At 69.2% G+C, this 25966-nt stretch carries 17 protein-coding genes and 1 pseudogene; 9 read left to right on the top strand and 9 right to left on the bottom strand.

Features of this window, described 5'->3' with window-relative positions; all coding sequences use genetic code 11:
* Window positions 1-780, bottom strand: a complete 780-nt coding sequence (locus INQ41_RS11730) for a pteridine reductase (RefSeq protein ID WP_193984695.1) — start codon at window positions 778-780, stop codon at window positions 1-3.
* A gap of 70 nt (window positions 781-850) precedes the next feature.
* Between INQ41_RS11730 and INQ41_RS11725 the strand changes: the two genes are divergently transcribed.
* Both INQ41_RS11725 and INQ41_RS11720 read left to right on the top strand, forming a co-directional pair.
* The gene (locus INQ41_RS11725; RefSeq protein WP_228076601.1) at window positions 851-2050 is read left to right on the top strand and encodes a class I SAM-dependent methyltransferase; all 1200 of its coding nucleotides are present in this window, start codon (window positions 851-853) and stop codon (window positions 2048-2050) included.
* On the top strand, window positions 2047-2463 hold the full coding sequence (locus INQ41_RS11720; RefSeq protein WP_193984691.1) for a VanZ family protein: 417 nt from the start codon (window positions 2047-2049) through the stop codon (window positions 2461-2463). Before INQ41_RS11725 ends, INQ41_RS11720 begins: the two co-directional genes overlap by 4 nt.
* A gap of 30 nt (window positions 2464-2493) precedes the next feature.
* On the opposite strand, the gene INQ41_RS11715 is transcribed toward INQ41_RS11720, so the two are convergent.
* Window positions 2494-3720 carry a multifunctional CCA addition/repair protein gene (locus tag INQ41_RS11715; protein WP_193984690.1) on the bottom strand — a complete coding sequence of 409 codons (1227 nt, stop codon included), beginning with the start codon at window positions 3718-3720 and terminating at the stop codon, window positions 2494-2496.
* A gap of 37 nt (window positions 3721-3757) precedes the next feature.
* A complete protein-coding gene (locus INQ41_RS11710) occupies window positions 3758-5794 on the bottom strand; it encodes a lytic transglycosylase domain-containing protein (RefSeq protein ID WP_193984688.1) in 2037 nt (678 codons plus the stop codon).
* A gap of 136 nt (window positions 5795-5930) precedes the next feature.
* On the opposite strand from INQ41_RS11710, the gene INQ41_RS11705 reads away from it, so the two are divergent.
* Window positions 5931-6737: a sulfite exporter TauE/SafE family protein gene (locus INQ41_RS11705; RefSeq protein WP_193984686.1), complete on the top strand. Its 807-nt coding sequence runs from the start codon at window positions 5931-5933 to the stop codon at window positions 6735-6737.
* A gap of 141 nt (window positions 6738-6878) precedes the next feature.
* Window positions 6879-9803, top strand: a complete 2925-nt coding sequence (locus INQ41_RS11700; RefSeq protein WP_193984684.1) for a TonB-dependent receptor — start codon at window positions 6879-6881, stop codon at window positions 9801-9803.
* 84 nt (window positions 9804-9887) lie between these two features.
* On the opposite strand, the gene INQ41_RS11695 is transcribed toward INQ41_RS11700, so the two are convergent.
* The 4 genes and pseudogenes from INQ41_RS11695 to INQ41_RS11680 form a co-directional block, all read right to left on the bottom strand.
* Window positions 9888-10625 carry an endonuclease/exonuclease/phosphatase family protein gene (locus INQ41_RS11695; protein ID WP_193987368.1) on the bottom strand — a complete coding sequence of 246 codons (738 nt, stop codon included), beginning with the start codon at window positions 10623-10625 and terminating at the stop codon, window positions 9888-9890.
* 105 nt (window positions 10626-10730) lie between these two features.
* Entirely contained in the window at window positions 10731-11627 is an 897-nt protein-coding gene (locus tag INQ41_RS11690) for a thiol:disulfide interchange protein DsbA/DsbL (protein WP_193984682.1), read from the bottom strand.
* A gap of 65 nt (window positions 11628-11692) precedes the next feature.
* Window positions 11693-12388 carry a thiol:disulfide interchange protein DsbA/DsbL gene (locus INQ41_RS11685; RefSeq protein ID WP_193984681.1) on the bottom strand — a complete coding sequence of 232 codons (696 nt, stop codon included), beginning with the start codon at window positions 12386-12388 and terminating at the stop codon, window positions 11693-11695.
* Between the two features lie 309 nt (window positions 12389-12697).
* Window positions 12698-13453 (bottom strand): annotated as a pseudogene (locus tag INQ41_RS11680) (c-type cytochrome); the annotation flags it as partial.
* 195 nt (window positions 13454-13648) lie between these two features.
* On the opposite strand from INQ41_RS11680, the gene yihA reads away from it, so the two are divergent.
* From yihA to ppc, 3 genes are all read left to right on the top strand, one after another.
* Entirely contained in the window at window positions 13649-14254 is a 606-nt protein-coding gene (gene yihA, locus INQ41_RS11675) for a ribosome biogenesis GTP-binding protein YihA/YsxC (RefSeq protein WP_193984677.1), read from the top strand.
* Between the two features lie 103 nt (window positions 14255-14357).
* Window positions 14358-15722: a glutamate--cysteine ligase gene (locus INQ41_RS11670; protein ID WP_193984675.1), complete on the top strand. Its 1365-nt coding sequence runs from the start codon at window positions 14358-14360 to the stop codon at window positions 15720-15722.
* 67 nt (window positions 15723-15789) lie between these two features.
* Window positions 15790-18588, top strand: a complete 2799-nt coding sequence (gene ppc, locus INQ41_RS11665) for a phosphoenolpyruvate carboxylase (RefSeq protein ID WP_193984673.1) — start codon at window positions 15790-15792, stop codon at window positions 18586-18588.
* A gap of 94 nt (window positions 18589-18682) precedes the next feature.
* Here ppc and INQ41_RS11660 read toward each other — a convergent pair whose 3' ends face one another.
* Entirely contained in the window at window positions 18683-20965 is a 2283-nt protein-coding gene (locus INQ41_RS11660; protein ID WP_193984665.1) for an NADP-dependent malic enzyme, read from the bottom strand.
* 175 nt (window positions 20966-21140) lie between these two features.
* Between INQ41_RS11660 and INQ41_RS11655 the strand changes: the two genes are divergently transcribed.
* The gene (locus INQ41_RS11655) at window positions 21141-22775 is read left to right on the top strand and encodes an N-acyl-D-amino-acid deacylase family protein (protein WP_228076600.1); all 1635 of its coding nucleotides are present in this window, start codon (window positions 21141-21143) and stop codon (window positions 22773-22775) included.
* A gap of 48 nt (window positions 22776-22823) precedes the next feature.
* The gene (gene gltS, locus INQ41_RS11650) at window positions 22824-24023 is read left to right on the top strand and encodes a sodium/glutamate symporter (protein ID WP_193984663.1); all 1200 of its coding nucleotides are present in this window, start codon (window positions 22824-22826) and stop codon (window positions 24021-24023) included.
* Between the two features lie 42 nt (window positions 24024-24065).
* Here gltS and ggt read toward each other — a convergent pair whose 3' ends face one another.
* Window positions 24066-25814 carry a gamma-glutamyltransferase gene (gene ggt, locus INQ41_RS11645; RefSeq protein ID WP_193984661.1) on the bottom strand — a complete coding sequence of 583 codons (1749 nt, stop codon included), beginning with the start codon at window positions 25812-25814 and terminating at the stop codon, window positions 24066-24068.
* Between the last annotated feature and the right edge of the window lie 152 nt (window positions 25815-25966).

Raw genomic sequence — 25966 nt, 5'->3', positions numbered from 1 at the left:
TCAGCCGGCGAGCATCCGGCCACCGTCCACGTGCACGACCTGGCCGGTGCAGTAACCCGCATCCTGCAGCAACCAGCGCACCGCCTCGGCCACCTCGGCCGGGGTTCCCGTGCGCTGCAGCGGCGTGCGCGCCAGTTTTTCCGCCTGGTCCGCCGTGGTGGGCGGGGTTTGGGACCCGTGCGCGGCAGCCGCGGGGTCCTCGGCGGTCGCGTCGTGCGGCCACAGGATCGCGCCGGGGGCAACGGCATTGACCCGCACCTGCGGTCCCAGTTCCAGGGCCAGCGAGCGGGTCGCCATCAGCAGCGCGGCCTTGGCCATGCAGTACATCGTGTGGCCGGCCAGCGGGCGCTCGGCGTAGATATCGACCATGTTGACGATCGCGCCGCCATGAACCGCCAGATGCGGCGCGGCGGCCTGGGCGAGGAACAAGGGCGCGCGTGCGTTGCTGGCAAACAGCGTGTCCCACTGCTGCGGCGTCGCCTGGCCGATCGGCGTTGGGGTGAACCCGGAGGCGTTGTTGACCAGCGCGTCCAGCCGGCCAAAGTGGCCGACGGTGCGGGCGATCATTTCCGGCAGCCGGTCGAACTCGCCCAGATCGGCCTGCACGATCAGGGTGCTGCCGGGACGCGCCGTCTCCAGTTCCGCCGCCAGTGCCTCCATCTCGGCGCGCGAGTGGCGGTAGTGCAGCGCGAGGTCGTAGCCGGCGGCGTGCAGGGTGCGGGCGATCTGCGCGCCAATGCGTTTGGCGCTGCCGGTGACCAGGGCGACGGGGCGGGACATGGCGGCTTCCTTAAGGCACGAGCCGTTATCCTGCGCGACTGCCCACCGCAATGCCAATGCGAGCGATCCCGTGAGCCACGCCTCTTCCAACCCGTTCGACCTCCCGCCACCGGCCGCCGAAGCGCTCGCCCACAGCGCGCAGCTGCAGGCCGTCATCGAGCAGCAGATTGCCGACAACGGCGGGGCGATCCCGTTTTCCCGCTTCATGGAGCTGGCCCTGTACGCCCCCGGGCTGGGTTATTACAGCGCCGGGGCGAGCAAGTTCGGCGCCGAGGGCGACTTCATCACCGCCCCGGAGCTGGGACCGATCTTCGCCGCCTGCGTGGCCGAGTCGATTGCCCCGGTCATCCAGCAATGCGGGCCGGAGGCACGCATCCTCGAGCTGGGCGGCGGCACCGGCGCGTTTGCCGAGGTCGCCCTGAAACGCCTGCTGGAACTGGACGCGCTGCCCGACCGCTACGCCATCCTGGAGCCCAGCGCGCAGCTGCGCGAACGCCAGCGCGAGCGGCTTCGCGAGTCGCTGATCGGGCCGGTCTTCGACCTGGTGGACTGGCTGGACGGCCCCTTCGACGATGACTGGGACGGCGTGGTGTTTGCCAACGAGGTGATCGATGCCTTGCCGACGCCGCGCTTCGTGCTGCAGGACGGCCAGGTGCACGAGGAGCACGTGGTGGCGACCGCGCAGGGGTTCGCGCGCGAACTGCGCCTGGCCGACGCCTTCCTCGCCAGCGCGGTGCAGCATGTCGGCGTACGCCTGCAGGAGCCCTTGCCGGACGGCTACCGCTCCGAGGTCCTGCCGCAGCTGCCGTACTGGATCCAGGCGGTCGCCGGAGGCCTGCGCCGCGGGGCGATGCTGTTCGTCGACTATGGCTATCCGCGCGGCGAGTACTACCAGCTGGAACGCAGCGACGGCACCCTGCGCGCCTACTACCGTCACCGCATGCACGCCGATCCGCTGCTGTGGCCGGGGCTGCAGGACATCACCGCGTCGGTGGATTTCACCGCGCTGGCCGAAGCGGGGGATGCGGCCGGTTTCGATTTTGTCGGGTACTGCAGCCAGGCCAGTTTTCTGCTCGGCAACGGCATGGCGGGCGTGCTGGAGCGCATCGAGTCGATCAAGGACGAAGCGCTGCGCCAACGCCGGATCAACGAGGTCAAGCGGCTGACCCTGCCCAGCGAGATGGGCGAGCGGTTCCAGGTCATGGGCTTCCAGAAGGACGTCGAATTCGGCGCCGCCTTTCTCGCTGGCGACCTGAGTTTCCGTCTGTGACCACGGCGCCGCAGCGTCTGTCGTTGATGCGGCCGTTCCGGCGGCCGTGGCTGTGGCTCTCGCTGTGGCTGCTGCTGTTCGTGCTGGTGGCGGCAGGCTCGCTGATGTCCGCGGACAAGCTGCCGCCGGTGGATATCTCCGGCTTCGACAAGGTGCAGCACTTCGTCGGTTATGCGGTGCTCTCGGCCGGTGCGGTCGCGCTGTTCGCACGCCTGCGCACCCAATCCCTGATCGCACTGGTCATCATCGGCTTCGGCATCGGCCTGGAATTCGCCCAGGCCAGCTTGACCACCGACCGGATGGGCGATGTGGCCGACGCGCTGGCCAATACGTTGGGCGTGCTCGGCGGGCTGCTGCTGTCCTCGACGCCGGCTGCCCGGTGGCTGCAGCGGCTGGACGCGCGGCTGCCCTGAGCCGCAATCGCGAGCGCCGGGGGGCGGCTTCTAGGGGCGCTTGCCGGTCGCGGCGGCCACTGCGGCGATCCGCGCCTCACGCATCGCCTTGCCGATGGCCGGACCGGTGAGGCCTTCGGGCAGGGCGTCGGTGCGCACGGCCCGTGCCGCGGCATGGGCGGCGCGCAGGCTCTCGCCCTGCGGGTAGGGGTCTTCGGCATGTCCCGTGCGACCACGCTTGTCGGCCTCGCAGACGGTCGCGAGCTGGTCGATCCGGCCCGGTTTGCGGAAGCCGTCGCAGCGCTCGATCAGCGCCACCACGGTGCTGGCGCGCAGCTCGTCGAAACGGTGCACGTTGAGGTGCTCGCGGCAGGCGATGGCCGCCAGCTGGTGGTGCTCGGTGGGGACTTTCAGGCGTTCGCACAGCGCACGCAGCGGCGCGATGCCGGCTTGTTCGTGGCCGATGTGGCGCGGCAGCACGTGCGCGGGCGTCAGTGCCTTGCCCAGGTCGTGGGTCAGCGCGGAAAACCCGATCAGCTCGTCGCCGGGCGCCAGCCGGGCGGCCATGTCGCAGACCAGTTCGACGTGCACGCCGGTATCGATCTCGGGGTGGAACTCGGCCCGCTGCGGGACCCCATACAGCGCGTCGACTTCCGGCAGCACGACCGCCAGCGCGCCGGCCTCGTGCAGGGTGCGCAGGAACGCGGATGGCCGCTGGCTGGCGAGCGCGCGGCGCAGTTCCTGCCAGACGCGCTCGGGCACCAGTTCCGCCAGTTCGCCGGAGGCGGTGATCTCCTGCATCAGGGCCATGGTCTCCGGCGCGACGGTGAAGCCGAGCGGGGCGAAGCGGGCCATGAAACGCGCGGCCCGCAACACCCGCAGCGGGTCCTCCACGAAGGCCGGGCCGACGTGGCGCAACACCCGCGCCCGGATGTCGGCGACGCCGCCGTGCGGATCGACCAGGTCGCCCTGGGCATCCTGGGCAATGGCGTTGATGGTGAAATCGCGCCGGCCCAGATCTTCCTCCAGCGATACCGATGGATCGGCGTCGACCACGAAGCCGCGGTAGCCACGGCCCGACTTGCGCTCGGTGCGCGCCAGTGCGTGCTCCTCGCCGGTGTCGGGATGCAGGAACACCGGGAAGTCGCGGCCGACCGGTTTGAAGCCGGCCGCCTCCATCGACGCCTGGGTCTCGCCGACGACCACCCAGTCGCGGTCGCCCGCGGGCAGGCCGAGCAGGCGGTCGCGGACCGCGCCGCCGACCAGGTAGATCTTCATCGGCTCACCGGTTGCGCCTGTCGTGCCGTCACCCGGCTCACGAGCGGCCTGCCACTGGCGTGGGGCACGCGAAGGGCTTGCGCGCTGCGTTGGTGCGACCGTGCATGCGGTCCTCCAGACGCAGGGCGTCGCCGTCCAGGCGCCAGTCATAGATGACGCTGAAGGCGAGCACGCGGGCAACGTATTCGCGGGTTTCCTTGTAGCTGATGGTCTCGATCCAGAAGTCCGCGTCCATGTCGGGGCGCTGGGTCTGCCAGCGCGTCAGCGGGGCCGGACCGGCGTTGTAGCCGGCGATGGCGAAGTAGGGCTTGCCGCCGTACTGGTCGAGCATCTGGCGCAGGTAGGCCGTGCCCAGGACGATGTTGGTGTCCGGGTCATACAGACTGGAAGCGCCGCCCCAGCCGCGGCCGATGCGGCGCGCGACCGCCTCGCCGGTGCTCGGCAGGACCTGCATCAGGCCCATCGCGTTGGCGCCGGAACGTGCCTTCGGATTGAAGATGCTCTCGGCGCGGATTTCCGCGGCGACCCAGGCCGGATCGATGTTGTTGCGCCCGGCCTCACGCCGGATCGTCGTGTCGTGGTGCAGCGGAAAGCGCATGTCGTAAAGCTGCAGTTCCCCGGGCGCCTTGCCCAGCCAGAACACGGCGCGGTCGAACCAGCCGTTGGCCTGCCCGATCTGCACCGCGACCTGGCGCTGGGTGTCGTTGAAACGTGCCACCGCGTCGGCCCATTCCTTCGCCGCCCAGCCGCTGCGGCCGAGCAGGTGCAGGCCGATCGCGCGCTGCAGCGCCGGGTTGGCTGCCACCGCGGCGCGGGTGGCCGCATCGGCCTGGACGGTCGCCGGACACAGCGCATAGGGCTGGTCGATGCGGTCGGCGGCAAGGAAGCCGTGGAACTCGGGAAAGCGCGCGGCCTCGCGGTACTTCGCCTGCGCGGTGGCCTTGTCGCCGGCCAGCTCGGCCAGGCGGGCCTCGAAATACGTGTAGCGCGAATCGCTGCGCTGCTCGGCGCCCATCTTGCGGATAGCGGCCAATGCCGCCGGCCAGTCCGAGCGCGCCAGCGCGTCGCGGACCCGCCACTCGTGCAGACGCGGGTCGTAGCTGGCCGCGGGCACCGCGTTCAGGCGGCGCGCCGAATCGGGCAGATACGATGCCACCGTCCACAGGGCGATCTGGTACAGCACGCGGCCGCGATCGGCCTCGCTGAAGTTGAGCGCGCGGGCGTATTGCGGCAGCAGCGACTCGGCCCGATTCGGGTCGGCCTTGCCCAGCTTGGCCAGCCCCTGCGACGCGATGCGGCGGCTGCGGTCGGTCTTGGGCCATTGCAGCGCGCGCGCATGCGGGGTGTCGATGAACGCCGCGTAGTCCTCGGCCAGCCCGCGCTCGGCGGCGGGCAGGCCCCGTGCAATCGCGCGCATGACCTCACCGTCCCATTCGTCGGCGGCCAGCTCCAGTCGTTGCCAGCGCAGCGACGGCGGCAACTCGCCGCGGCTCTCCAGGGTGGCAAACACGGGATCGCAGGCATCGGGCAGGGACCTGCCGGTGCTGGTCCAGATTGCCTGCGCCTGCTGTGTCCAATCGGGGTCCACCCGGCCCAGGGCGTGGCGCGCATCCAGCCACGCGCAGCGCAGGGTCGTGCTCTTGATGTCCCCGCTCCATGCAGAAAGCACGGCGGAGGGATCGTCGCGACGGTCGCTGGCGGCCAGCCACGCCTGGCGAAACACCTCGGCGACGGCGGTGCCCTGGTGCTGCTTGAGGAAGGCCTCGGCGCGCGCACGTGGCAGCGTGTTGATGTCGCGCGCGATCGCCGCGTACTCCACCCACGGGAACAGCGGATGGCCGGAAAGATCCGCGTATAGGACCGCACTGAACTGGCCACGCTCGGCGGCGGCAATCGCGCTGCCGATGCGCTCGCGTTGCGGGTCGACCTGGACCGCGGCAGGCGGCGTCGCCAACGGTCGGGACACGCCGGGCCCGGCCGCGGGTCGGCCCGCGGCGCTGGACTGGGTGAACGCGGCCGACGGAATCGCGAGCGCGGCGAGAAGCACGGGCAGGAGCAGGGTCTTGGGTCGCATCGGGCGACTATATCCGAGCGTCGATGAACTCCGCGGGCCGCGGCAGGACCCCGTTGGGCCGCACGCGGTAGGCGGAACCTGCCGGATGCGCTGCGCGGCTGTGTTCCACTATCCGGCCTTGATGACGGGAATTGCGATGAGCGCGTGGTGGCTGTTGTTTCCCCTGTTGGGCGTCGTGGCGGGCGTGCTTGCCGGCTTGCTGGGCGTGGGCGGCGGGCTGGTCCTGGTGGCGGCGCTGGTGTGGCTGCTGCCGCTGGTGGGGGTGCCGCCGGAAGCGGCGATGCACGCCGCGCTGGCCAGTTCGCTGGCCAGCATCATCCTTACCGCCGCCGCGTCCGCCCGTGCCCACGCGCGGCGCGGCAGCGTGCTGTGGCCGACGGTGGCGTGGATGGTGCCGGGGCTGTTGGCGGGCGGCTGGCTGGGCAGCGGGGCGGCGGTCCAGATCGGTGACGACGTGCTGCGCTGGATCGTCGCCGGCTACTGCCTGCTGGCGGCGGCGCAACTGCAGTTCGGCCGACCGCGAGACGAATCCGCAACCGGGCAGGCGGCGCCGCGAGGCTGGCCCATCCTCGCCGCCGGCGGCGGCATCGGCGCGCTGTCGGCAGTAGTCGGGATCGGCGGCGGCAGCATGACGGTGCCGCTGCTGGTGTGGCGCGGCGTTGCGCCGGTGCGCGCGGTCGGCACCTCGTCGGCGTGCGGCGTGGCGATCGGATTCGCCAGCGCGGTAGGTTATGCGATGCACGCGCCGGCCGGGGCCTTGCCCGCGCATGCCATCGGCTATGTCTACCTGCCGGCGGCGATCGGCGTGGCCATCGCCTCGATCTTTGCCGCGCCACTGGGCACGCGGCTGGCGCACCGCCTGCACGGAGATGCGCTGAAGCGGATATTCGCGGTGTTCCTGGTGGTGGTGGCGGTGAGCCTGCTGGTGACCGGCGCATTTTGAGTTGGGACACCTCTCGACCGCTCATGCAGCTTCCGGCGGAAAGCTGTGCAGCTTGTGGCGGGACCCGGGATTGTTTACAACAGTGCCTCGTCGCAGACAGGGGTGTGGCGCTTCGAAACATTCTTAGGGAGAGAGAAGTCGATGAACGCACCTTGTCGCCACCCACTGGTGGCCGCTGTCGCGCTGTGCCTGTTGGGCGCATCGCTGCCCGCCGCCGCGCAGCAACCCCCAACCGCCGACGGCCAGCAGGACGGCCGCAGCGCGACCACCCTGGACAGTGTCCAGGTCACCGGTACCCGTATCCGCAAGGCGGAGATTGAAAGCCAGACGCCGGTGCAGACGCTTACCCGAGAGGACATCGACCGCACCGGCCTGACCTCGGTGGGCGACATCCTGCAGGAGCTGACCGGCTCGGGTTCGGCGCTCAACACCAAGTTCAACTCCTCGGGCAACTTCGGTTTCTCGCCCAATGGCGACGGCGTGGGTGCCGGCTCGGCCCAGGTCGACCTGCGCAACCTGGGCGCAAAGCGTGTGCTGGTACTGGTCGACGGCGTGCGCTGGGTCAACGAGTCCTCCGCGTCGGGGGTCGGCGCAACCACCGACCTGAACACGATCCCGCTGGCGCTGGTGGAGCGCATCGATGTGCTCGAGGACGGCGCGTCCTCGCTGTACGGCTCCGACGCGATCGCCGGCGTGGTCAACATCATCACCCGGCGCGACTTCGACGGCGGCCAGGTGACCCTGAACTACGGCCAGTACGGCAAGGGCGACGGCACCCAGAAGGGGCTGGACCTGGCCTGGGGCATGAACACCGAGCGCAGCAATTTCTTCATCGGCGCCAGCCGCGTGGAGCAGGACCCCATCTACGCCAGCACCCGCGAGCAGTCGCGCTTTCCCACCCCGGGCACCGGGCTGACCTTCGGCAGCTCGGGCACGCCGCGCGGGCGATTCATCCTGATCGATCCCAACACCGGGGCCGAGCTCGACCTGACGCCCAACCAGGGCGACAACGACCCGTTCTACGACCCGGCGCAGACCGGCTGCGATCGCACCGACGGGTTCCACTGTTTTGCGACCGCCGACCGGTTCAACTTCGCCGAATACAACATGCTGCTGACGCCGTCCACGCGCACCGGCGTGTTCGGCCAGTACCGCTTCTACTTCAACGACAGGGTGCAGGCCTACGCCAAGGTGCTGGCCAACCGGCGCGAGTCGGTCAATCAGGCCGCGCCGGAGCCGCTGTTCCTGGGCGCGGATGCGGGTACCGGCAACGCGTATGCCGACGGCATGTTCGTCTCGGCGGCCAATCCGTACAACCCGTTCGGCTTCGACCTGGTCTCGGTGGATGATCCGAACACCCCGCAGAACGACATCAACCTGGTCATGATCGGCCGGCGCCCGGTCGAGGGTGGACCGCGCGTCTACGAGCAGAACGTCGACACGCGTTACTTCGCTGCCGGGCTGGAGGGTCGGTTCGACGCCGGCGATCGCTCGTGGTTCTGGGACGCCAACTTCTCCACCGCCAAGAACGAGGCGCGCCAGACCAACTACGGCAGTTACGACATCCGCAACATCGCCATCGCCCTGGGCGACCCGGCCATCTGTGCGGCGACCCCGGGTTGCGTGCCGCTGAACGTGTTTGGCGGACCGGGCACGCTGACTCCGGACATGCTGGCCTGGATCCAGCCGGTGGTGCGTGATCGCAGCGAGCAGACGCTGGACGTGTTCAGCGCCAACATCTCCGGCGATCTGGCGGAGCTGTGGGCGGGTCCGCTTTCCTTCGCCGCCGGCGCCGAACACCGCCGCTACGAGGGGTCCTACCAGCCCGACGCGCTGACGGTCGCGGGTTTCTACAACGGCGTGCCATCGCTGCCGACGTCGGGGGACTACAACGTCAGCGAGGCGTATGTTGAACTCAACGTGCCGCTGCTCAAGCCCGATACCTTCGGCAAGAGGCTGGAGCTGAGCCTGGCGGGGCGGTACTCGGACTACTCGACCTTTGGCAGCCAGTTCACGCCCAAGTACGGACTGCGCTGGCAGGTCGCCGACGAGCTGCTGTTGCGCGCGACCTATGCCGAGGGGTTCCGGGCGCCATCCATCGGCGAGCTGTTCGGCTCGGCCAGCCGCGCCGACCTGCAGATCAGCGATCCGTGCCTGATCGGCCTGGATGGCAGCGCGCCGCAAGGCAATCCTGCCAACTGCGCCGCGCTGGGCGTGCCCACCGGCGCGGTGCAGGCCAACAGCCAGATCTCGGTCACCACCGGCGGCAACCGCGACCTGGAGCCGGAAACCGTGCGCAGCTTTACCACCGGGCTGGTGTTCAGTCCGGGATTCGCCAGCGGCGCTTCATGGTCGGACCGGCTCGACCTGGAACTGACCTACTATCGCCACAGCCTGGAGGGGGCGGTACAGGCCATCGACGCGCAGACCCAGCTGGACCTGTGCGTGCAGACCCTGGACCCGCTGTACTGCGACGGCATCACCCGCTCCTCGATCGGCGGCATCAACAGTTTCAGCAACCGGCTCACCAACCTGGGATCCATCAAGACCGACGGATGGGATGCCAACCTCTTCTGGTCGTTGCCGGAGACCGCGGCCGGACGGTTCAAGCTGTCCTGGCAGAACACGCTGGTCACGCGTTACGAGGCAGTCGGTGCCGCCGGGCAGGTGCAGCCGCGCGCGGTGGGGATCGAGGTCAATGACAGCGCGATCCCTGACTGGACCTCGACGGCGCGGCTGGATTGGCGCCGCGACCAATGGAACGCCTCATGGAGCGTGCGCCACATCAGCGAGCTGAAGGAGGACTGCGGCGATGCGGTCGCCTTTGCGGTGTGCAGCCATCCGGCTGACGGCACCAACACCCTGCCGGCCACCACCTACAACGACCTGCAGGTCGGCTACCGCTTCGACTGGCAGCAGGGCCTGCAGTTGACCGCAGGCGTCAACAACCTGGCCGACAAGGATCCGCCGATCTGCCTGTCGTGCTCGCTCAACGGCTATGACGCGTCGACCTACGACATCCCGGGCGGCCGCTATTTCTATCTGCGTGCCGACCTGAGGTTCTGACCGCGCATAATGCGACCGCGGCCGGGACAACCGGTCGCTGTCGCTTCGTCGGAAGGATCTGATGGTCGCCAGCGCGACAGCGGCTCAGCGCAGCGCCGCGTCCGGCACGTCGAGCTCCAATGACAGCGCCAGATGGTCGGACTGTGCGGCGGGCATCGCCTGTGCGCCCGAGCAGCCCAGGCCGCTGCTGATCAGGATGTGGTCGATCGCGCGCTGCGGCTGCCAGCTGGGGAAGGTGGGCACCGCGCAGGCGGGCGGTTGCAGTCGGGTGTTGCGGAACAGGGCCTGCATTTCCGGACGCTCGACCGCGCAGTTGAAGTCGCCCATGAGGACCGCGTGGCGGTGGTCCTGCAGCAGCTCGGCGATGAAGCCCAACTGGGTGCTGCGCGAGTTGGCGCCCAGCGACAGATGGGCGATGGCGACCACCAGGCCGTCGTCGCCTTCGCCGAAACGCGCCAGCAATACGCCGCGGCCGGAAATGCGTCCGGGCAGCGAGTGGTCGGTGACCTCGATCGGCTGCAGTTTGCTCAGCAGGCCGTTGGCGCTGGACGCGACGCCGCCCATGCGCCGGTTGGGCTGGTGGCTCCAGTAATCGAAGCCGCCATGCCGCGCCAGGTACTCGGTCTGATTGGTGAAGCCCGAACGCAGGCTGCCCGGATCGGCCTCGTTGAGACCCACGATGTCGTACTGGCCGGCCAGTTTGGCGATCAGGTCCAGACTGCCGCGCTTGTTGCCGGCCGGCAGCACGTGCGACCAGCTGCGTGCCACGTAATCGTGATACCCGCGCGTGCTGGAGCCGGCCTGGATGTTCGCGCTGAGCAGCCGCAGCCGCCGCGAACCCGCCGGCGGGCCGGCGTCGGCGGGGGCGCCGTCATCGGTGGGGCGGTTGGGGTCGGGAGCGGGCATGGCAGGCAAGGCGGGCGCGGATCAGTCCTGGTCGGTCGCGGCGCCCGCATCGACCGGGGCGGTGTCACCGCCCGCACCGGCGGTGGACCTGGCGGCCCGTTCGGCGGCGATCAGGTGCTCGGCGATCTCCAGGTTCTGCTCCCAGCTCTTGCCGGTGATGCGGTACTTGCCGTCGACGACGAGATTCGGGGTGGAATCGACCCCCGCGCCCTGGATGAACTTGCGCGCGCGGCTCATCTTCGCCTTCACGCCGAAGCTGGCCATGGTGTTGGCGAACTGCTTGGGGTCGGCGCCGAAGCGGCTGTAGAACTGGGCAATCTGGTCCTCTTTCGCGTCCGGCGCCAGGCTGCGCTCCAGGTGGACGGCATTGAACATCGCGTCATGGCTCTGCGCCAGCAGTCCGTTGGACTGTGCGGCGTAGAAGGCCTTCGCAAACGGGTCCCAGAAGCCGCCGAACGGCGCCGCCAGCGGCGTGAACTGGACGTCCTCGGGCAGCTTGGCGGCCCACGCGGTCACCAGCGGCTCAAAGCTGGCACAGGCCGGGCAGGTGTAGCCGAACACTTCGACCACTTCGATCTTGTTGGTGCCCGGCTGGAACGGCTGACCGTTGGGGATTTCCACGTAGTCCACTCCCGCAACCGGCGCCGGACCCCTGGGAGGGACGATTGGACCCGGAGTGCGCACCAGGGTCTCCGAGCCGCCGGCCTGGGCGTTTCGCGGCGCGGTCTGGGTGGCCGTCGCGTCGCCGCCGTTGGCCGCAGAGGTTGCGGTGGACGGCGAGGCATTGTTGGCGGCGGGCTGCGCGGGTTTCGACGCAGGCGCGGCATCGCCGTTGGCACCGGAGGGCGCCTGCGATGAGCAGGCCGAAAGGGCGAGCAGGGCTGCCAGGGTCAGGCCGAAGCGGGGCAACAAGGACATCGGTGATTCTCCAGAAAATAACGTGACGGTCGCGAGCGCGGCCGCCCGGTTACGGTGTCAAAAGCCTATTTCTTTTGCCGGGCCAGCGCGGCGCGCTCGCGGTTGACCAGCGCGTCGGTGATGCGCAGGACGTCATCGGAACTCTTGCCCATCACGCGGTACTTGCCAGCCACGATCAGCGTTGGCGTCCCTTCCACCTCACTGCGCGCAAGGAAATCCCGCGCCGCGACCAGTTTTTCCTGGACCGGCTTGCCGGTCATCGCGGCGGCGAAATCGTCCGCGTCCACGCCGTAGCCGGCGTAGAACTTCGCGATGACCTGCGGCGTGGCGCCGCCGATCGGCAAGCGGTGCTCCTGGTGGATGGCCCGGAACAGGTCGCGGTGGGTGCGCTCGACCAGGTTCATCGATTGCGCGGCGTAGAACGCCTGCGCGTAAGGAATCCAGTACCCACCGAAGGGTGCCGGGACCGACACCACGTTGACATCGGGCTTCTGCCGCTGCTTCCACTCCTGCAGCGCTGGCTCGAAATTCGCGCAGTGCGGGCAGGTGTAGCCGAAGACCTCGACCACTTCGATCCTGCCGGGGCGTGTCTCGAACGGCTTGCCATCGGGAATCACGGCGTAATCGGTGCCCGCGACCAGCCCATCCGGCGCGGGCGGCGCCGCGCAGGCCAGCAGGGGGACGACGGCAAGCAGGACGGTGGCGGCCAGCCGGGCAAACCGGGCGTGGCCGGAGGTGGGCAGGGGGGGGCGGAACTTCATGGACAGATTCCCTCAAACAAGAACGCCGACCGTAACGATACGGCCGGCGCGATGAACGACAAGCGCAGAACTCGGGAGTCGGGCTCGCAAGCCTCAGTCCTGGGAGTCGTCCGGCTTGGCGTCGGTGGCGGGCGTAGCCTCGGTCGCCGGTGCTTCGGTCGTCGGCTCGGGAGCCGCTTCCGGCGCCGTTTCCGGCGCGCTGCCATCAGCACTGGCGTCGGCGTTCGCTTCGGCGCCAGGCGCTTCAGCGCTGTCGGCCGCGGCGACGGGCGCCGGCGCCATGGCCACGGCCTTGGGATCCACGCCGATGTCGTCAGCGGTCGGATGCAGGCCCTGCATGTAGCTGGCCAGGCTGCCGATTTCCTCATCGGTCAACGGCTTGGCGATGCTGGCCATGATGTTGAACAGGCGCGGATCGGTGCGCGAGGTGGTGCCGGCACGGTAGAGCTCCAGCCGCTGCTTGGCGTAGTCCGCATGCTGGCCACCGACGTGCGGGTAGGCCGGGCCGGGGTTGCCGCTGCCGGCCGGGCCGTGGCAGGCCATGCAGGCGGGAATGCCGCGGGCGGGATCGCCGCCGCGGAACAGTTTCTCGCCGATCTCGTAGAACTTCTTGTCGGCGTAGGGACCGCTGGTCACCAGGGTGTCGTCGGCAACGCCGGCGCCGGATTTCTGGGTCGCAAAGTACGCGCCCAGGTCATGCGCGTCTTGCGCGCTGAGCATGTCGGCGAAGGGCTTCATCACCGCGGCCATGCCGTCGTTGCGCTCGCCGCTCTTGAACAGGGCCAGCTGATGGGCGGTGTAGCGCTCGCTCTGGCCGGCCAGGCGCGGGTACATCGGAATCTCGGAGTTGCCATCCAGCCCGTGGCAGGCGGCGCACGTGCCCGCGAGGGTCTGGCCGTTCTGGGCGTCGCCCCAGGTCGCGTGCTCGGGCGCTGCGGGTTCCAGCGGAGAGGTCTCCACCGGTGCGGCGTCGGGGACCGGGGTCACGGTGGTCTGGGCATAGGCAACGGCCGCCGCCGCAAAGACGACAAGACCTGCGATACCTAGGACGCGGGCGTGGCTCATGGGGCTGGGCTCCGGAAAACGCTGAAGTGGCGGTCTGTTAACGGCCGCCGAACTGCAGAATTATCATCGGCGCGACGCATGGGGTCAACGCGAGTGCCGGTGGCGCCGGCATTTCGCCGCCGATGGCCGCACGATACCCACGCGTGGGACGGTGATTCCCGCACGTCGTCGCCCCGGCCATGCGATCCTAGCGCCATGGCCAATCCCCTTATCCGTGCGCAGTACCTGCTGGCGGCGCACACGCCGGCGCAACTGCCGCCTGACGGCGGCTACGAGGTCGCGTTCGCCGGCCGCTCCAACGCCGGCAAGTCCAGCGCGCTCAACGCGATCTGCCAGCAGAACGCGCTGGCGCGGGTGTCCAAGACCCCGGGCCGCACCCAGCAACTGGTGTTTTTCGAACTCCCGCCGAGCACCGACCGCTTCCTCGTCGATCTGCCCGGCTACGGCTACGCCAAGGTGCCCAAGGACCTGCAGGCGCACTGGCAGGCCTTTCTTGACCGCTATTTCCGTACCCGCGAGGCGCTCAAGGGCCTGGTGGTGGTGATGGACATCCGCCATCCGCTGAAGGAGTACGACAGGCAGATGCTGGGCTACGCGGTCAGCCGTGGCCTGCCGGCGCACGCGATCCTGACCAAGGCCGACAAGCTCAGCCGCGGCGCGCAGGGCACCGCCCTGCTGGAAGTGCGCAAGGCGCTCAAGGCCGAGCATGGCGATGCGGTCACCGCGCAGCTGTTTTCCGGCGAGTCCAAGCTCGGTGTCGACGAGGCGCGGCGCGTGATCGAGGGCTGGCTGGAGCTGTGACAGGGACGCTCCGCGCCCGGACCGTCGCGCGGCGGTCATTGCAATGCAGGCCTGATCCCGCACATTCGGCAGTGCAATCCCCCAGAGAAAAGACGAGGTGCAAGTGTCCGGTCCCAGTCATGTAGAACAAGCCGTGATCGAATCCCGCAACCAGCTGGTGGATTACCTCAGCTCGGGCACGCGCGAGCGCGACGACTGGCGGATCGGTACCGAGCACGAGAAGTTCGGCTTCCATTTCGATGACCTGCGGCCGCCGACCTTCGACGGCGAGCGCGGGATCGAGGCGCTGCTCAAGGGCCTGGTCCAGTTTGGCTGGGCGCCGGTGGAGGAGCACGGCCGGGTGATCGCACTGACCCGCGATGCCGCGTCGGTGTCGCTGGAGCCGGCCGGGCAGCTGGAGCTGTCCGGAGCGCCGCTGGAGAACCTGCACGAGACCTGCCGCGAGGCGTCCTCGCACCTGCGCGAGGTGCGCGCCGTCGCCGAGCCGATGGGACTGGGTTTCCTGGGCATGGGCTTCCAGCCCAAGTGGCGCCGCGACGAGATGCCGTGGATGCCCAAGGGCCGCTACAAGATCATGCGCGAGTACATGCCCAAGGTCGGCAGCCTCGGCCTGGACATGATGACCCGCACCTGCACGGTGCAGGTCAACCTGGATGTCGCCTCCGAGGCCGACATGGTGAAGAAGTTCCGCGTGTCGCTGGCGCTGCAGTCGATTGCAACCGCGTTGTTCGCCGACTCGCCGTTCACCGAAGGCAAGCCCAACGGCTTCCTGTCCTACCGCTCGCACATCTGGACCGACACCGACAACGATCGCAGCGGCATGCTGGATTTCGTCTTCGAGGACGGATTCGGTTACGAGCGCTACGTCGACTACCTGCTCGATGTGCCGATGTACTTCATCCAGCGCGGCGACAACTACATCGATGCGGCCGGCCAGTCGTTCCGCGACTACATGGCCGGCAAGCTGCCGGCGCACCCGGGCCAGCTGCCGACGCTGCAGGACTGGGCCGACCACACCACCACGGCGTTCCCCGAGGTGCGGCTGAAGAAATACCTGGAGATGCGCGGCGCCGACACCGGGCCGTGGAACCGGATCTGCGCCCTGCCGGCGTTCTGGACCGGCCTGCTGTACGACGACAGCGCGCTGGATGCCGCTTGGGACCTGGTCAAGGATTACAGCCTTGAGGAGCTGCACGCGCTGCGCAACGGCGTGCCGCGGCAGGCGTTCAAGCTGCCGTTCCGCAAGGGCACCGTGCTGGACGTGGCCCGCGAGGCGCTGCAGATCTCCGCCCACGGACTGGCCCGGCGCGCGCGCCTGAACGATGTGGGCAGCGACGAGACGATCTTCCTGTCGCCGCTGATGGAGCTGGTCGAGGCCGGCGAGACGCCCGCCGAGCGCAAGCTCGCGCTGTATCACGGCGTCTGGGGCGGCAGCGTGGACCCGGTATTCCGCGAGTTCGCCTACTGAGTCGGTGCATCGTGCCCGGCGCGCACCAAATGATGCACCGCAACACCAGCTGCGTTAACGTGGCTGGATGAGCATAGACAACGATTCCACTACCGCTACCAACGACGATTCGCTGCGCACGGTGACGTTCGCGGCGGTCGATACGTTCCTGCGCGAGGACGTCAACCTGCTGGGCGGCATGGTCGGCAATATCCTCGCCGAGCAGCGCAGCCCGGACTTCCTCGCCGAGGTGGAAGCGCTGCGCCGGGCCGCGATCAGCCGGCGCGAGAACGACCAGCCCGTCACCGAACTGGCCGAGGCACTGGCCGGCCACGAGTTGCAGAAGGCCAGCGATCTGGGCCGCGCCTTCTCCACCTATTTCCAGGCGGTGAACCTGGCCGAGCGCGTGCACCGCATCCGCCGCCGGCGCGACCACGAGCGCGCCGAGCAGGGCGCCCAACCCGGCGGCCTGCTTGACGTGGTCGGTTCTCTCGCCGAGCAGGGCGTGGAAGCGGCCGAGTTGTCTGAACTGCTGCCGCGCATGCGCATCGAGCCGGTGTTCACCGCCCATCCGACCGAGGCCGTTCGCCGCGTGCTGCTGCACAAGGAGCGCCAGATCGTGCGCAGCCTGGTCAACGACATCGACCGCAACCGCACGCCCGCCGAGCGCCGCGCCGACCACGGCCGCATACGCATGGCCCTGACCGCCAGCTGGCAGACCGTCGAGGCGCCCTCGGCCAAGCCCAGCGTCGCCGACGAGTTCGAGCACGTCGGGTTTTACCTGTCCGAGGTGTTGTACCGGGTGCTGCCGGTGTTCTTCGAGCACTTCGAGGCCGCGTTGCGCGAGCGCTACGGCGATGCGGTCGAATTACCGGACGTGCTGGGTTTCGGCAGCTGGGTCGGCGGCGACATGGACGGCAACCCCAACGTGGGCGCGGACACCATCGCCGACACCCTGGCCGGACAGCGCGCGCTGGTGCTGGCCGCCTACCGCCGTGACATCGCCCGCCTGGCCGACCTGCTCAGCCAGTCGCTCAGCCGGGTGTCGGTGAGCGATGCGGTGATCGGGCAGGTGGCCGCCTACCGCGAACTGCTGCCGAAGGCGTCGGCCGAGCTGCACCCGCGCCACGCCGACATGCCGTACCGCAACCTGTTGATGCTGATGGCGGCCCGGCTGCGCGCGACCAGCCACGACGAGGCCACCGGTTATCCCGACGCCGCCAGCTTCGTCGCCGACATCGAGTGCATCCACGCCAGCCTGATGGCCAACCGCGGCGAGCATGCCGGGGACTTCGTGCTGCGACGGCTGCTGCGGCGCGCGCGCTGCTTCGGCTTCCACCTCGCCAGCCTCGACCTGCGCCAGGACTCGTCGGTGCACGACGCCGCGCTGGCGGCTCTCCTGCAGGATCCGCAATGGCCCGAGCGCAGCGCGCAGGAGCGGGCCGACCGCCTGCACCGGATGATGGCGGGCGATCTGGTTCCTGCCGACGCCGACGCCGACGCCAGCGAGGCGGTGCGTACCCTGGATGTCTTCCGCGCCGTGGCCCGGTTGCGGCCGCGCTACGGCGAGCGCGTGTTCGGCCCCTACATCATCAGCATGAGCCGCAGCGCCGCCGATGCGCTGGCGGTGTTGGCGCTGGCGCGCGTGGCCGGGTGCGTGGAGCCCGCAGACGCCGGCGCGGACGCGGCGCCGGTGGTGCCGCTGGACGTGGCGCCGCTGTTCGAGACCGTGGCCGACCTGGAGGCGGCCGATGCCACGATGCGCGCGTTGTTCGGCGACCCGGTGTACCGCGCCCACCTGGCGGCGCGCGGCAACCGCCAGCTGGTCATGCTGGGCTACTCGGACAGTGCCAAGGACGGCGGCATCATCGCCTCGCGCTGGGCGCTGCAGCAGAGCCAGGTGGCGCTGACTGCGCTGGCCCGCGAGAGTGGCGTGCGCATCGTGTTCTTTCACGGCCGCGGCGGTTCGGCCAGCCGGGGCGGCAGCAAGACCGAGCGCGCCGTGATCGCCGCGCCGCGCGGATCGGTGGATGGCGTGTTGCGCTTGACCGAGCAGGGCGAGGTGATCCATCGCAAGTACGGCACCCGTGCGATCGCCCTGCGCAACCTGGAGCAGGCGGCCGGCGCGGTCATGCGGGCCACCCTGCGACCGCGGCCTTTGGATGCGCGCGCGCCGCGCTGGCGGGCGCTGGCGGCCGAGCTGGCCCGCGATTCGAGCGCCCACTACCGGGCACTGGTCCACCAGCATCCGGATTTTTCCGCCTACTTCCGCGCCGTCACCCCGATCGATGTGATCGAGCGGCTGCGGATCGGCTCACGCCCGGCCAAGCGCATCGGCAGCGGAGGGGCGGAATCGCTGCGGGCGATCCCGTGGGTGTTTTCGTGGTCGCAGAACCGCTCCGGGCTGACCACCTGGTACGGCGTGGGCACCGCTCTGGAGCGCGGCCTGGAACGCCACGGCACCGACGCATACGCCGAGCTGGCGCGCGACTGGCCGTTCTTCGCGACCCTGATCGATGACGTGGAGATGGTCCTGGCCAAGTCGGACCTGGGCATTTTCGAGTGCTATTCGCAGCTGGCCCGAGACACCCCGTCGGTCACCGGCAAACCGGACCTGCACGCGCAGATGTTCCCGGCCATCGCCGCCGAATTCCGCCGCACCCGCGACGCCGTGCTGGCGATCAAGGGCGAGGACGAGCTGCTCAACGGCGACCAGCGCCTGCAGCAGTCGATCCGGCTGCGCAACCCCTACGTGGACCCGATCAGCCTGTTGCAGGTCGACCTGCTGAAGCGCTGGCGCGCGAGTGGGCGCGAGGACGGCAAGCTGCTGCAGGTGCTGATGGCGACCGTCAACGGCATCGCCGCCGGGATCCAGAACACCGGTTGAGCCCGCGGCAAGCGCGGCGCCGGGTTCATGGCGGAAAAACCGTACCGATGAAACGCGGAACCGGCGGGCGAAAACCCCGACCGGTTCCGCCCTGTCAGCGCCGGCGCGCCCCCCGGATCTGCGCGTCCACCGCCGCGATCGCGGTCAGGTTGACCACCCGGCGCGAGGTGGAGTCGTTGGTGAGGATGTGCGCGGGCTGGTCCAGGCCCATCAGGATCGGACCGATGGCGACGCCGTCGGTGGCCACCCGGAACATGTTGTAGGTGATGTTGGCCGCGTCCAGGTTGGGCAGGACGAACAGGTTGGCGCGCCCGTGCAGGGTGGTGTTCGGGAAGACGCGCTTGCGCAGCGCCTCGTTCCACGCGGTGTCGGCCATCATCTCGCCGTCGACTTGCAGCTTGGGCGCGCGCGCGCTGAGGATCTCGCGGACCCGGCGCATCTTGCTGGCGGACGGATTGTCGTGGCTGCCGTAGTTGGAGTGCGACAGCAGCGCGACCTTGGGCTCCACCCCGAACAGCTTCAGGCGATAGGTTGCCTGCAGGGTCGCCTCGGCGATCTGCTCCGCGCTGGGGTCCAGCTGGACGTGGGTGTCGAGGAAGAACCAGGCGCCGGCGTCGTTGATCACCCCGGTCATCGCCGAGGTGCCGGTGATGCCGCGGTCGAAGTCGAACACGCTGCGCAGGTAGCCCAGCTTCTTGTTGAAGCGGCCGACGATGCCGCAGATCATCGCATCCGCCTCGCCGCGCTCGACCATCAGCGCCGCGATCAGGGTCGGACGCGAGCGGATCAGCGCCTTGGCCGCCTCGATGGTCACGCCGCGACGCTCGGTCAGCGCGTGGTACTGCTGCCAGTACTCGTGGAAGCGCGGGTCATCGTTGATGTTGGTCAGCTCGAAGTCGACGCCCTGGCGCATGCGCAGGCCGAGGCGTTCGATGCGGTGCTGGATCACGTCCGGGCGGCCGACCAGGATCGGCGTCGCCAGGCCCTCGTCGATCACCGTCTGCACCGCGCGCAGGACGACTTCCTCCTCGGCCTCGGCGTACACAATCCGCTTGCGGTCACGGCGGGCGCGGTCGTAGACCGGCTTCATCAGCAGGCCGGTGCGGTGGACGAACTGGCCCAGCTGCTCCTCATACGCCGCCATGTCGGTGATCGGCCGCGAAGCCACCCCCGAATCCATCGCCGCGCGGGCGACCGCCGCTGACACCATCACCATCAGGCGCGGGTCGAAGGGGCGCGGGATCAGGTACTCGGGGCCGAAGGTCGGCACCTCGCCGCCGTAGGCAGACGCCAGATCGCCCGCTTCCAGCCGCGCCAGCTGGGCGATGGCGTGCACGCAGGCGAGCTTCATCTCCTCGTTGATCACCGTCGCGCCGACGTCCAGCGCGCCGCGGAAGATGTAGGGGAAGCAGACCGCGTTGTTGACCTGGTTGGGGTAGTCCGAGCGGCCGGTGGCGATCACAGCATCCGGGCGCACCGCCTTGGCGTCGTCGGGCAGGATCTCCGGGTAGGGGTTGGCCAGGGCCATGATCACCGGGCGCTCGGCCATCGTGGCGACCATTTCCGGGGTGAGGATGCCGCCGGCCGACAGGCCGAGGAACACGTCCGCGCCGTCGACGATTTCCGCCAGCTCGCGCAGCTTGGTGTCGCGCGCATAGCGGGCCTTTTCCGGGTCGAGGTTCCCGCGGCCGGTGTAGAGCACGCCATCACGATCGAAGGCGAGGATGTTCTCGGGCCGCGCGCCCAGCGCCACCAGCATGTCCAGGCAGGCGATGCCGGCGGCGCCAACGCCGGTGGTGGCGATGCGCACGTCCTGGATCTGCTTGCCAACCACTTCCAGCGCGTTGAACACCGCCGCGCCCACGATGATCGCGGTGCCGTGCTGGTCGTCGTGGAAGACCGGGATCTTCATCCGCTCGCGCAGCTTGCGCTCCACGATGAAGCACTCCGGCGCCTTGATGTCTTCCAGGTTGATGCCGCCGAAGGTCGGCTCCATCGCCGCGATCATGTCGACCAGCTTGTCGGGATCGCGCTCGTCCAGTTCGATGTCGAACACGTCGATGCCGGCGAACTTCTGGAACAGCACGCCCTTGCCTTCCATCACCGGCTTGCCCGCCAGCGGCCCGATGTCGCCCAGGCCCAGCACCGCGGTGCCGTTGGTGATCACGCCGACCAGGTTGCCGCGCGCGGTGTAGTCACGGGCCGTGTTGGGGTCGGCGACGATCGCTTCGCAGGCGTAGGCCACCCCGGGCGAGTACGCGAGGGCCAGATCGCGCTGGGTCACCATCGCCTTGGTCGGTGCGACCTTGATCTTTCCCGGTGGATTCTGGCTGTGGTAGTCGAGGGCGGCTTGCTTGAAATCGTCGTGAGTGGCCATTGCGTACGCGAGGCGGAAGAAGCCATCGATTCTATCGCTCTGCGCCGGCGGCGCCACCGGCCCTGGCTAAACCGCCCATAACGCGGGGTTATGGACGGGCCGCGTTTTATCAGTGTCGCCAGCACAGGTGCTGACCTATGGTCGAGTGCACTGCATCGCATCAGGGGGTTTGCGCTTGCCACGCTTTGCTGGATTTACCGTCGCCCGTTTGCTTCGCGTCGCCGTCATTGCGGGCGCTCTGGCGGCATGCGCCCACGGGCCCGCGCCCGAACTGCCGCAGGCGGACCTGCTGATCGTCGGCGGGTCGCTGCATGACGGTGGCACCGGCGCGATGCGCCAGTCTGACGTCGCCATCGTCGATGACCGCATCGTCTGGGTCGGACCGGACGCATCGCAGCGTTATCGGGCCGCCCGCACCATCGATGCCGCCGGCCAGGTGGTCGCACCGGGTTTCATCGATCCGCACTCGCATCCCGACGCCTACATCCGTTCCGACGACCCGGCGCAGCGGCGCAACGCACCGTGGCTGTACCAGGGCGTGACCACGATCGGGATCGGCGTCGACGGTGGCGGCAGCCCGGATATCGCCAGGCAGCGGGCATGGTTTGAAGTCAACGGGGTCGGCACCAACCTGGTGCCATACGTGGGATTTGGCGCGGTCCGCTCGCGGGTGCTCGGGCAGAGCGCGCGTGCCCCGGACGCGGCCGAACTGGCGCAGATGCGCGGGCTGGTCGCATCGGCGATGTGCGAGGGCGCGTTCGGCCTGTCGAGCGGACTGTTTTATGTGCCGCAGAGCTACGCGAGCACCGACGAGGTGGTCGCCGTCGCCGGCGAGGCCGCGCGCCGCGGCGGGCTGTACGACACCCATCAGCGCGACGAATCGTCCTACGGGGTCGGCCTGGTCGAGTCGACCCGCGAGGCGATCGAGATTGGCCGCTGCGCCGGGATGCCGGTGCACATCGCCCACATCAAGGCGCTGGGGGTGGACGTGCACGGCAAGGCCGCCGAACTGGTCGCGCTGGTCGAGCAGGCGCGCGCGGACGGCCAGCGGGTGACCGCCGACCAGTATCCATGGCTGGCCTCAGGGACAGGACTGGCGGCCGCGTTGCTGCCGCCGTGGTCACGCGAAGGTGGGCGCGAGGCGATGCTGGAACGATTCGCCGACCCTGTGCAGCGGGCCGACATCCACCAGGAAATGCAAGACAACCTGCGCCGCCGTGGCGGTGCCGACGCGATCCTGCTCACTTCCATCGGTGAGGAATGGACCGGGAGGACGCTGGCGGAAGTCGCTGCCGACTGGCGCGTGTCCGCCATCGATGCCGCACTGCGCATCATCGGCCAGGATGAGCGTCCTCCCGGCGTGCGCAGCAGCGCCTCGATCGCCTCCTTCAACATGCGCCAGGACGATGTCGACCTGCTGATGCAGCAGCCCTGGGTGGTGACCAGCTCGGACGGATCCAACGGCCATCCCCGGCAGTACGGCAGTTTCCCGGAGAAATTCGCCCGCTACGTGCGCGAGAGGAAGTTGCTCGATATCGCCACCTTCATCCACCGCTCCACCGGCCTGAGCGCCGATATCCTCGGCCTGCAGGAACGCGGTTACCTGAGGCCGGGGTACTTCGCCGACGTGGTCGTGTTCGATCCGGCGACGCTGGCGGCGCGGGCCACCTACGTCCAGCCGCGCGAGCTCTCGGTCGGGGTCAATCACCTGATCGTCAATGGCGTGGTCGCGATCAGCGACGGCGCGCAGACGGATGAGCTGGGCGGCCGGATGCTTCACCATGTGCCAACCGAAGGCACTTGTCCGTGACTGCGGATGCGCGTTTGATGACCTTTCACAACCAAGGGAAGAACCCAATTGCTTCAACTTGACGCGGTGGAAACCGTCGCCCTGGGCGGCTTGGCTCTTCTTGGTGGGTACGCGCTGTGCCGCGCCATTCCGATTTTCCGGCGCTACAACCTGCCCGAACCGGTGGTCGGCGGGCTGGTGATTGCGCTGATCGTGCTGTTCGCGCACGGTCAGGGCACGACGCTGTTCGAGCTCGACACGACCCTGCAGACGCCGCTGATGGTGGCGTTCTTCACCACTCTGGGGGTCAACGCGAGCCTGGCCCTGCTGCGCATCAGCGGACGCCAGGTCGGCATCTTCCTCGCGCTGGCAACCGGTTTTGTCGTGGTCCAGAACCTGGTCGGTCTCGGCGTGGCCTCGATGTTCGGACTGCATCCGCTGTTCGGCTTGCTGGTGGGCTCGGCGACCATGGCCGGCGGGCCGGCGACAGGCCTGGCGTTCGCGCCGCTGTTTGAACAGGCCGGTCTGGCAGGCGCGGAATCGATTGCCATCACCTCGGCCATGGCCGGCATCGTCTGCGGCGGCATCGTGGGCGGCCCGGTCGCGACCGTGATCATCCGCCGCTGGCGGTTGAAGACGCCCGGCGGCCATCCCACCGAGGTCCCGGACGTGACCGAGTCCAAGGTGGATCCGCCGCAGACCGAGGGCCAACGCGAGTTCAGCGCGCTCAAGAGCATCATCTTCATCATGGTCGCGATGTGGCTGGGCGCCTGGATCGGCAAGGGCTTCGAGGCCCTCGGCCTGACCCTGCCGGCCTACATCGGCGCGATGCTGATCGGCGCCGTGGTGCGCAACGTGGACGACGTGACGGGCTGGATCGGGCTTCCGCTGCGCACCATCGACCTGATCGGCAACATCTGCCTGGCCCTGTTCCTGTCGGTGGCCCTGATGAACCTGAAGCTGTGGGAGCTGGCCGGCATGGCGCTGCCGCTGGCGGTGAACATGGTCGTCCAGGTCGCCATCGTCGTGGCGTTCTGCGTGGTGGTGTTCCGCGCGATGGGCAAGGACTACGACGCGGCAGTCATGGGTGGCGGCTTCATCGGTTTCATGCTCGGCACCACGGCCAACGCGATGGCCGTCATGCGCACGCTGGTGCAGCGCTACGGCATGGCGCCGCGGGCGTTCCTGGTGGCGCCGCTGGTGGGCGCGTTCTTCATCGACTTCACCAACGCCCTGATCATCACCGGGTTCATGAACTTCGCCCGCTAGCGGTTTTTGTGCGGATCTGTCGTCGGCGCCCGCGCCTCCTCGCTACTGGGCGACGGCGGCGGCGCCCGGACGGCGCGGATCCGCGGCGCCTTCGACGCCGTGCTCGCCCACCCACAGGATCTGGGTGCTGCCGATGGTCTCGCCGGTCTCGATCCGGTGACCACGCTGCTCCAGCAGCCGCAGGGTGTCGGGACTGATGCCGCGCTCCACCCGCAGCACGCCGTCGCTGTCCATCTCCTGATGGATGCGCGGCAGGCTGGTGGCCTCGGCGATGTTCAGCTCGAAGTCGACGACGTCCACGATGCTCTGCATCACCGTGCCGGGAATGGTGTTGCCGCCCGGGCTGCCGGTGACCATGCGCAACCGGTCGTTCTTGAACAGGAAGGTGGGCGCCATGCTGGAGACCGGGCGCCGGCCCGGATGCAGTGAGTTGGGCGGCTCCGGCTGGCCGGACTCACGCGCCTTCAGCTGGGCGCGCATGGAGAAGTTGCCGACCAGGTTGCCAAGCAGGAAGCCGGTGCCGTCGACCATCACCCCGGAGCCGAAATCCGAGCCGAGCGTGTAGGTGATGCCGACCGCGTTGCCGTCCGAGTCGATGACCGAGAGATGGGTCGTCTGCGGGCTTTCATGCGCCCATGGATCGCCGCCGGGCACCTTGGATGCCGGCTTCGCGCGGCGCGGCGAGATGCGCTTGGCCCGTTCGGCGGCGTAGGCCTTGGACACCAGCCCGCGCAGCGGGAGGTCGACGGCGTCCGGATCGCCCAGGTGCAGCCGGCGGTCCGCCCAGGCCAGCTTGATGGCCTCGCTCATGTAGTGGATGGCGTCGGCGGAACCGGCGCCGTAGCCGGCCATGTTGACGTTCTCCAGGATGTTGAGCATGCCGATGATGCCGGCGCCACCACCGCTGGCCGGTGACATGGTTACCACCTCGTGGTCGCGGTAGCTGCTGCGCAGCGGCTCGCGTTCGGCGGCCCGGTAAGCGGCCAGGTCGTCCTTCCGGATCAGGCCGTCGTTGGCGATCATGCCCGCGACCAAGCGCTCGGCGATTTCGCCCTCATAGAAGGCTTTTGCACCGTGCTCGGCGATCTGCTTCAGTGACCAGGCCAGATCGGTCTGCACCAGCCTCTCGCCGGCCCGCAGGGCGCTGCCATCGGGATGCAGGAATACCTTCGCGCCGGCCGGGCTCAGGGCCAGGCGCTTGCGTCCCCAGTCCAGCGCGAAGGCCTCGTCGCGGCTGAGCACGATGCCGTCCTCGGCGAGGGCGATCGCCGGCTGCAGCAGCTGCGCCCAGGGCAGGCGACCGTACTTGCCGTGCGCGGTGGCCAGCCCGGAGACCGTGCCCGGGATGCCGGCAGCCCTGTAGCCCTGCTTGTCGCCAGCGATCCTGCCGTCGTCGCCGATGAAGCGGTCCAGCGTGGCCAGCGCCGGCGCCTTGGAGCGGAAGTCGATCGCCACCGTCCGCTTGTCCCCGGCCAGGTGCACCAGCATGAAGCCGTCGCCGCCGATATTGCCCGCGCGCGGCAGGGTCACCGCCATGGCGAACGCCGTCGCGACCGCCGCGTCCACCGCATTCCCGCCGTCGCGCAGGATCTGCGCGCCGACATCGCTGGCGGCCTCGTTCTGGCTGGCGACCATGCCCTTCTCGCCGTGGACCGGCTTGTGGATCGCGGCGTAGTTCAGCAGTTGCCGGGTCTGGGCGGTGGCCTGCACGGAGCAGAGCGCGAGCGCGGCACTGACGAGAAGGGTGACCAGGGCGCGCGATGAAATCGCCTGAGACGTTTTGAAGGGCATTGCGGGTTCCTTTTCTATGGCCAACGCCCCGCGCGCAGGCAGCGTGCGCAAGGGCGGAGTGCTCCCGAGCATGCCGCCGCACCTTACCGATGTCCCGCAGTTTCTTTGGCTCATCCCATAGCCCCAGGCTATCCCCTGGCAAAGCATTGGTG

The organism is Lysobacter ciconiae (genome assembly GCF_015209725.1).
Taxonomy (GTDB): domain Bacteria; phylum Pseudomonadota; class Gammaproteobacteria; order Xanthomonadales; family Xanthomonadaceae; genus Novilysobacter; species Novilysobacter ciconiae.
The sequence above is the reverse complement of the archived record's forward strand: the minus strand, read 5'-3'. Positions and strand labels throughout refer to the sequence as shown.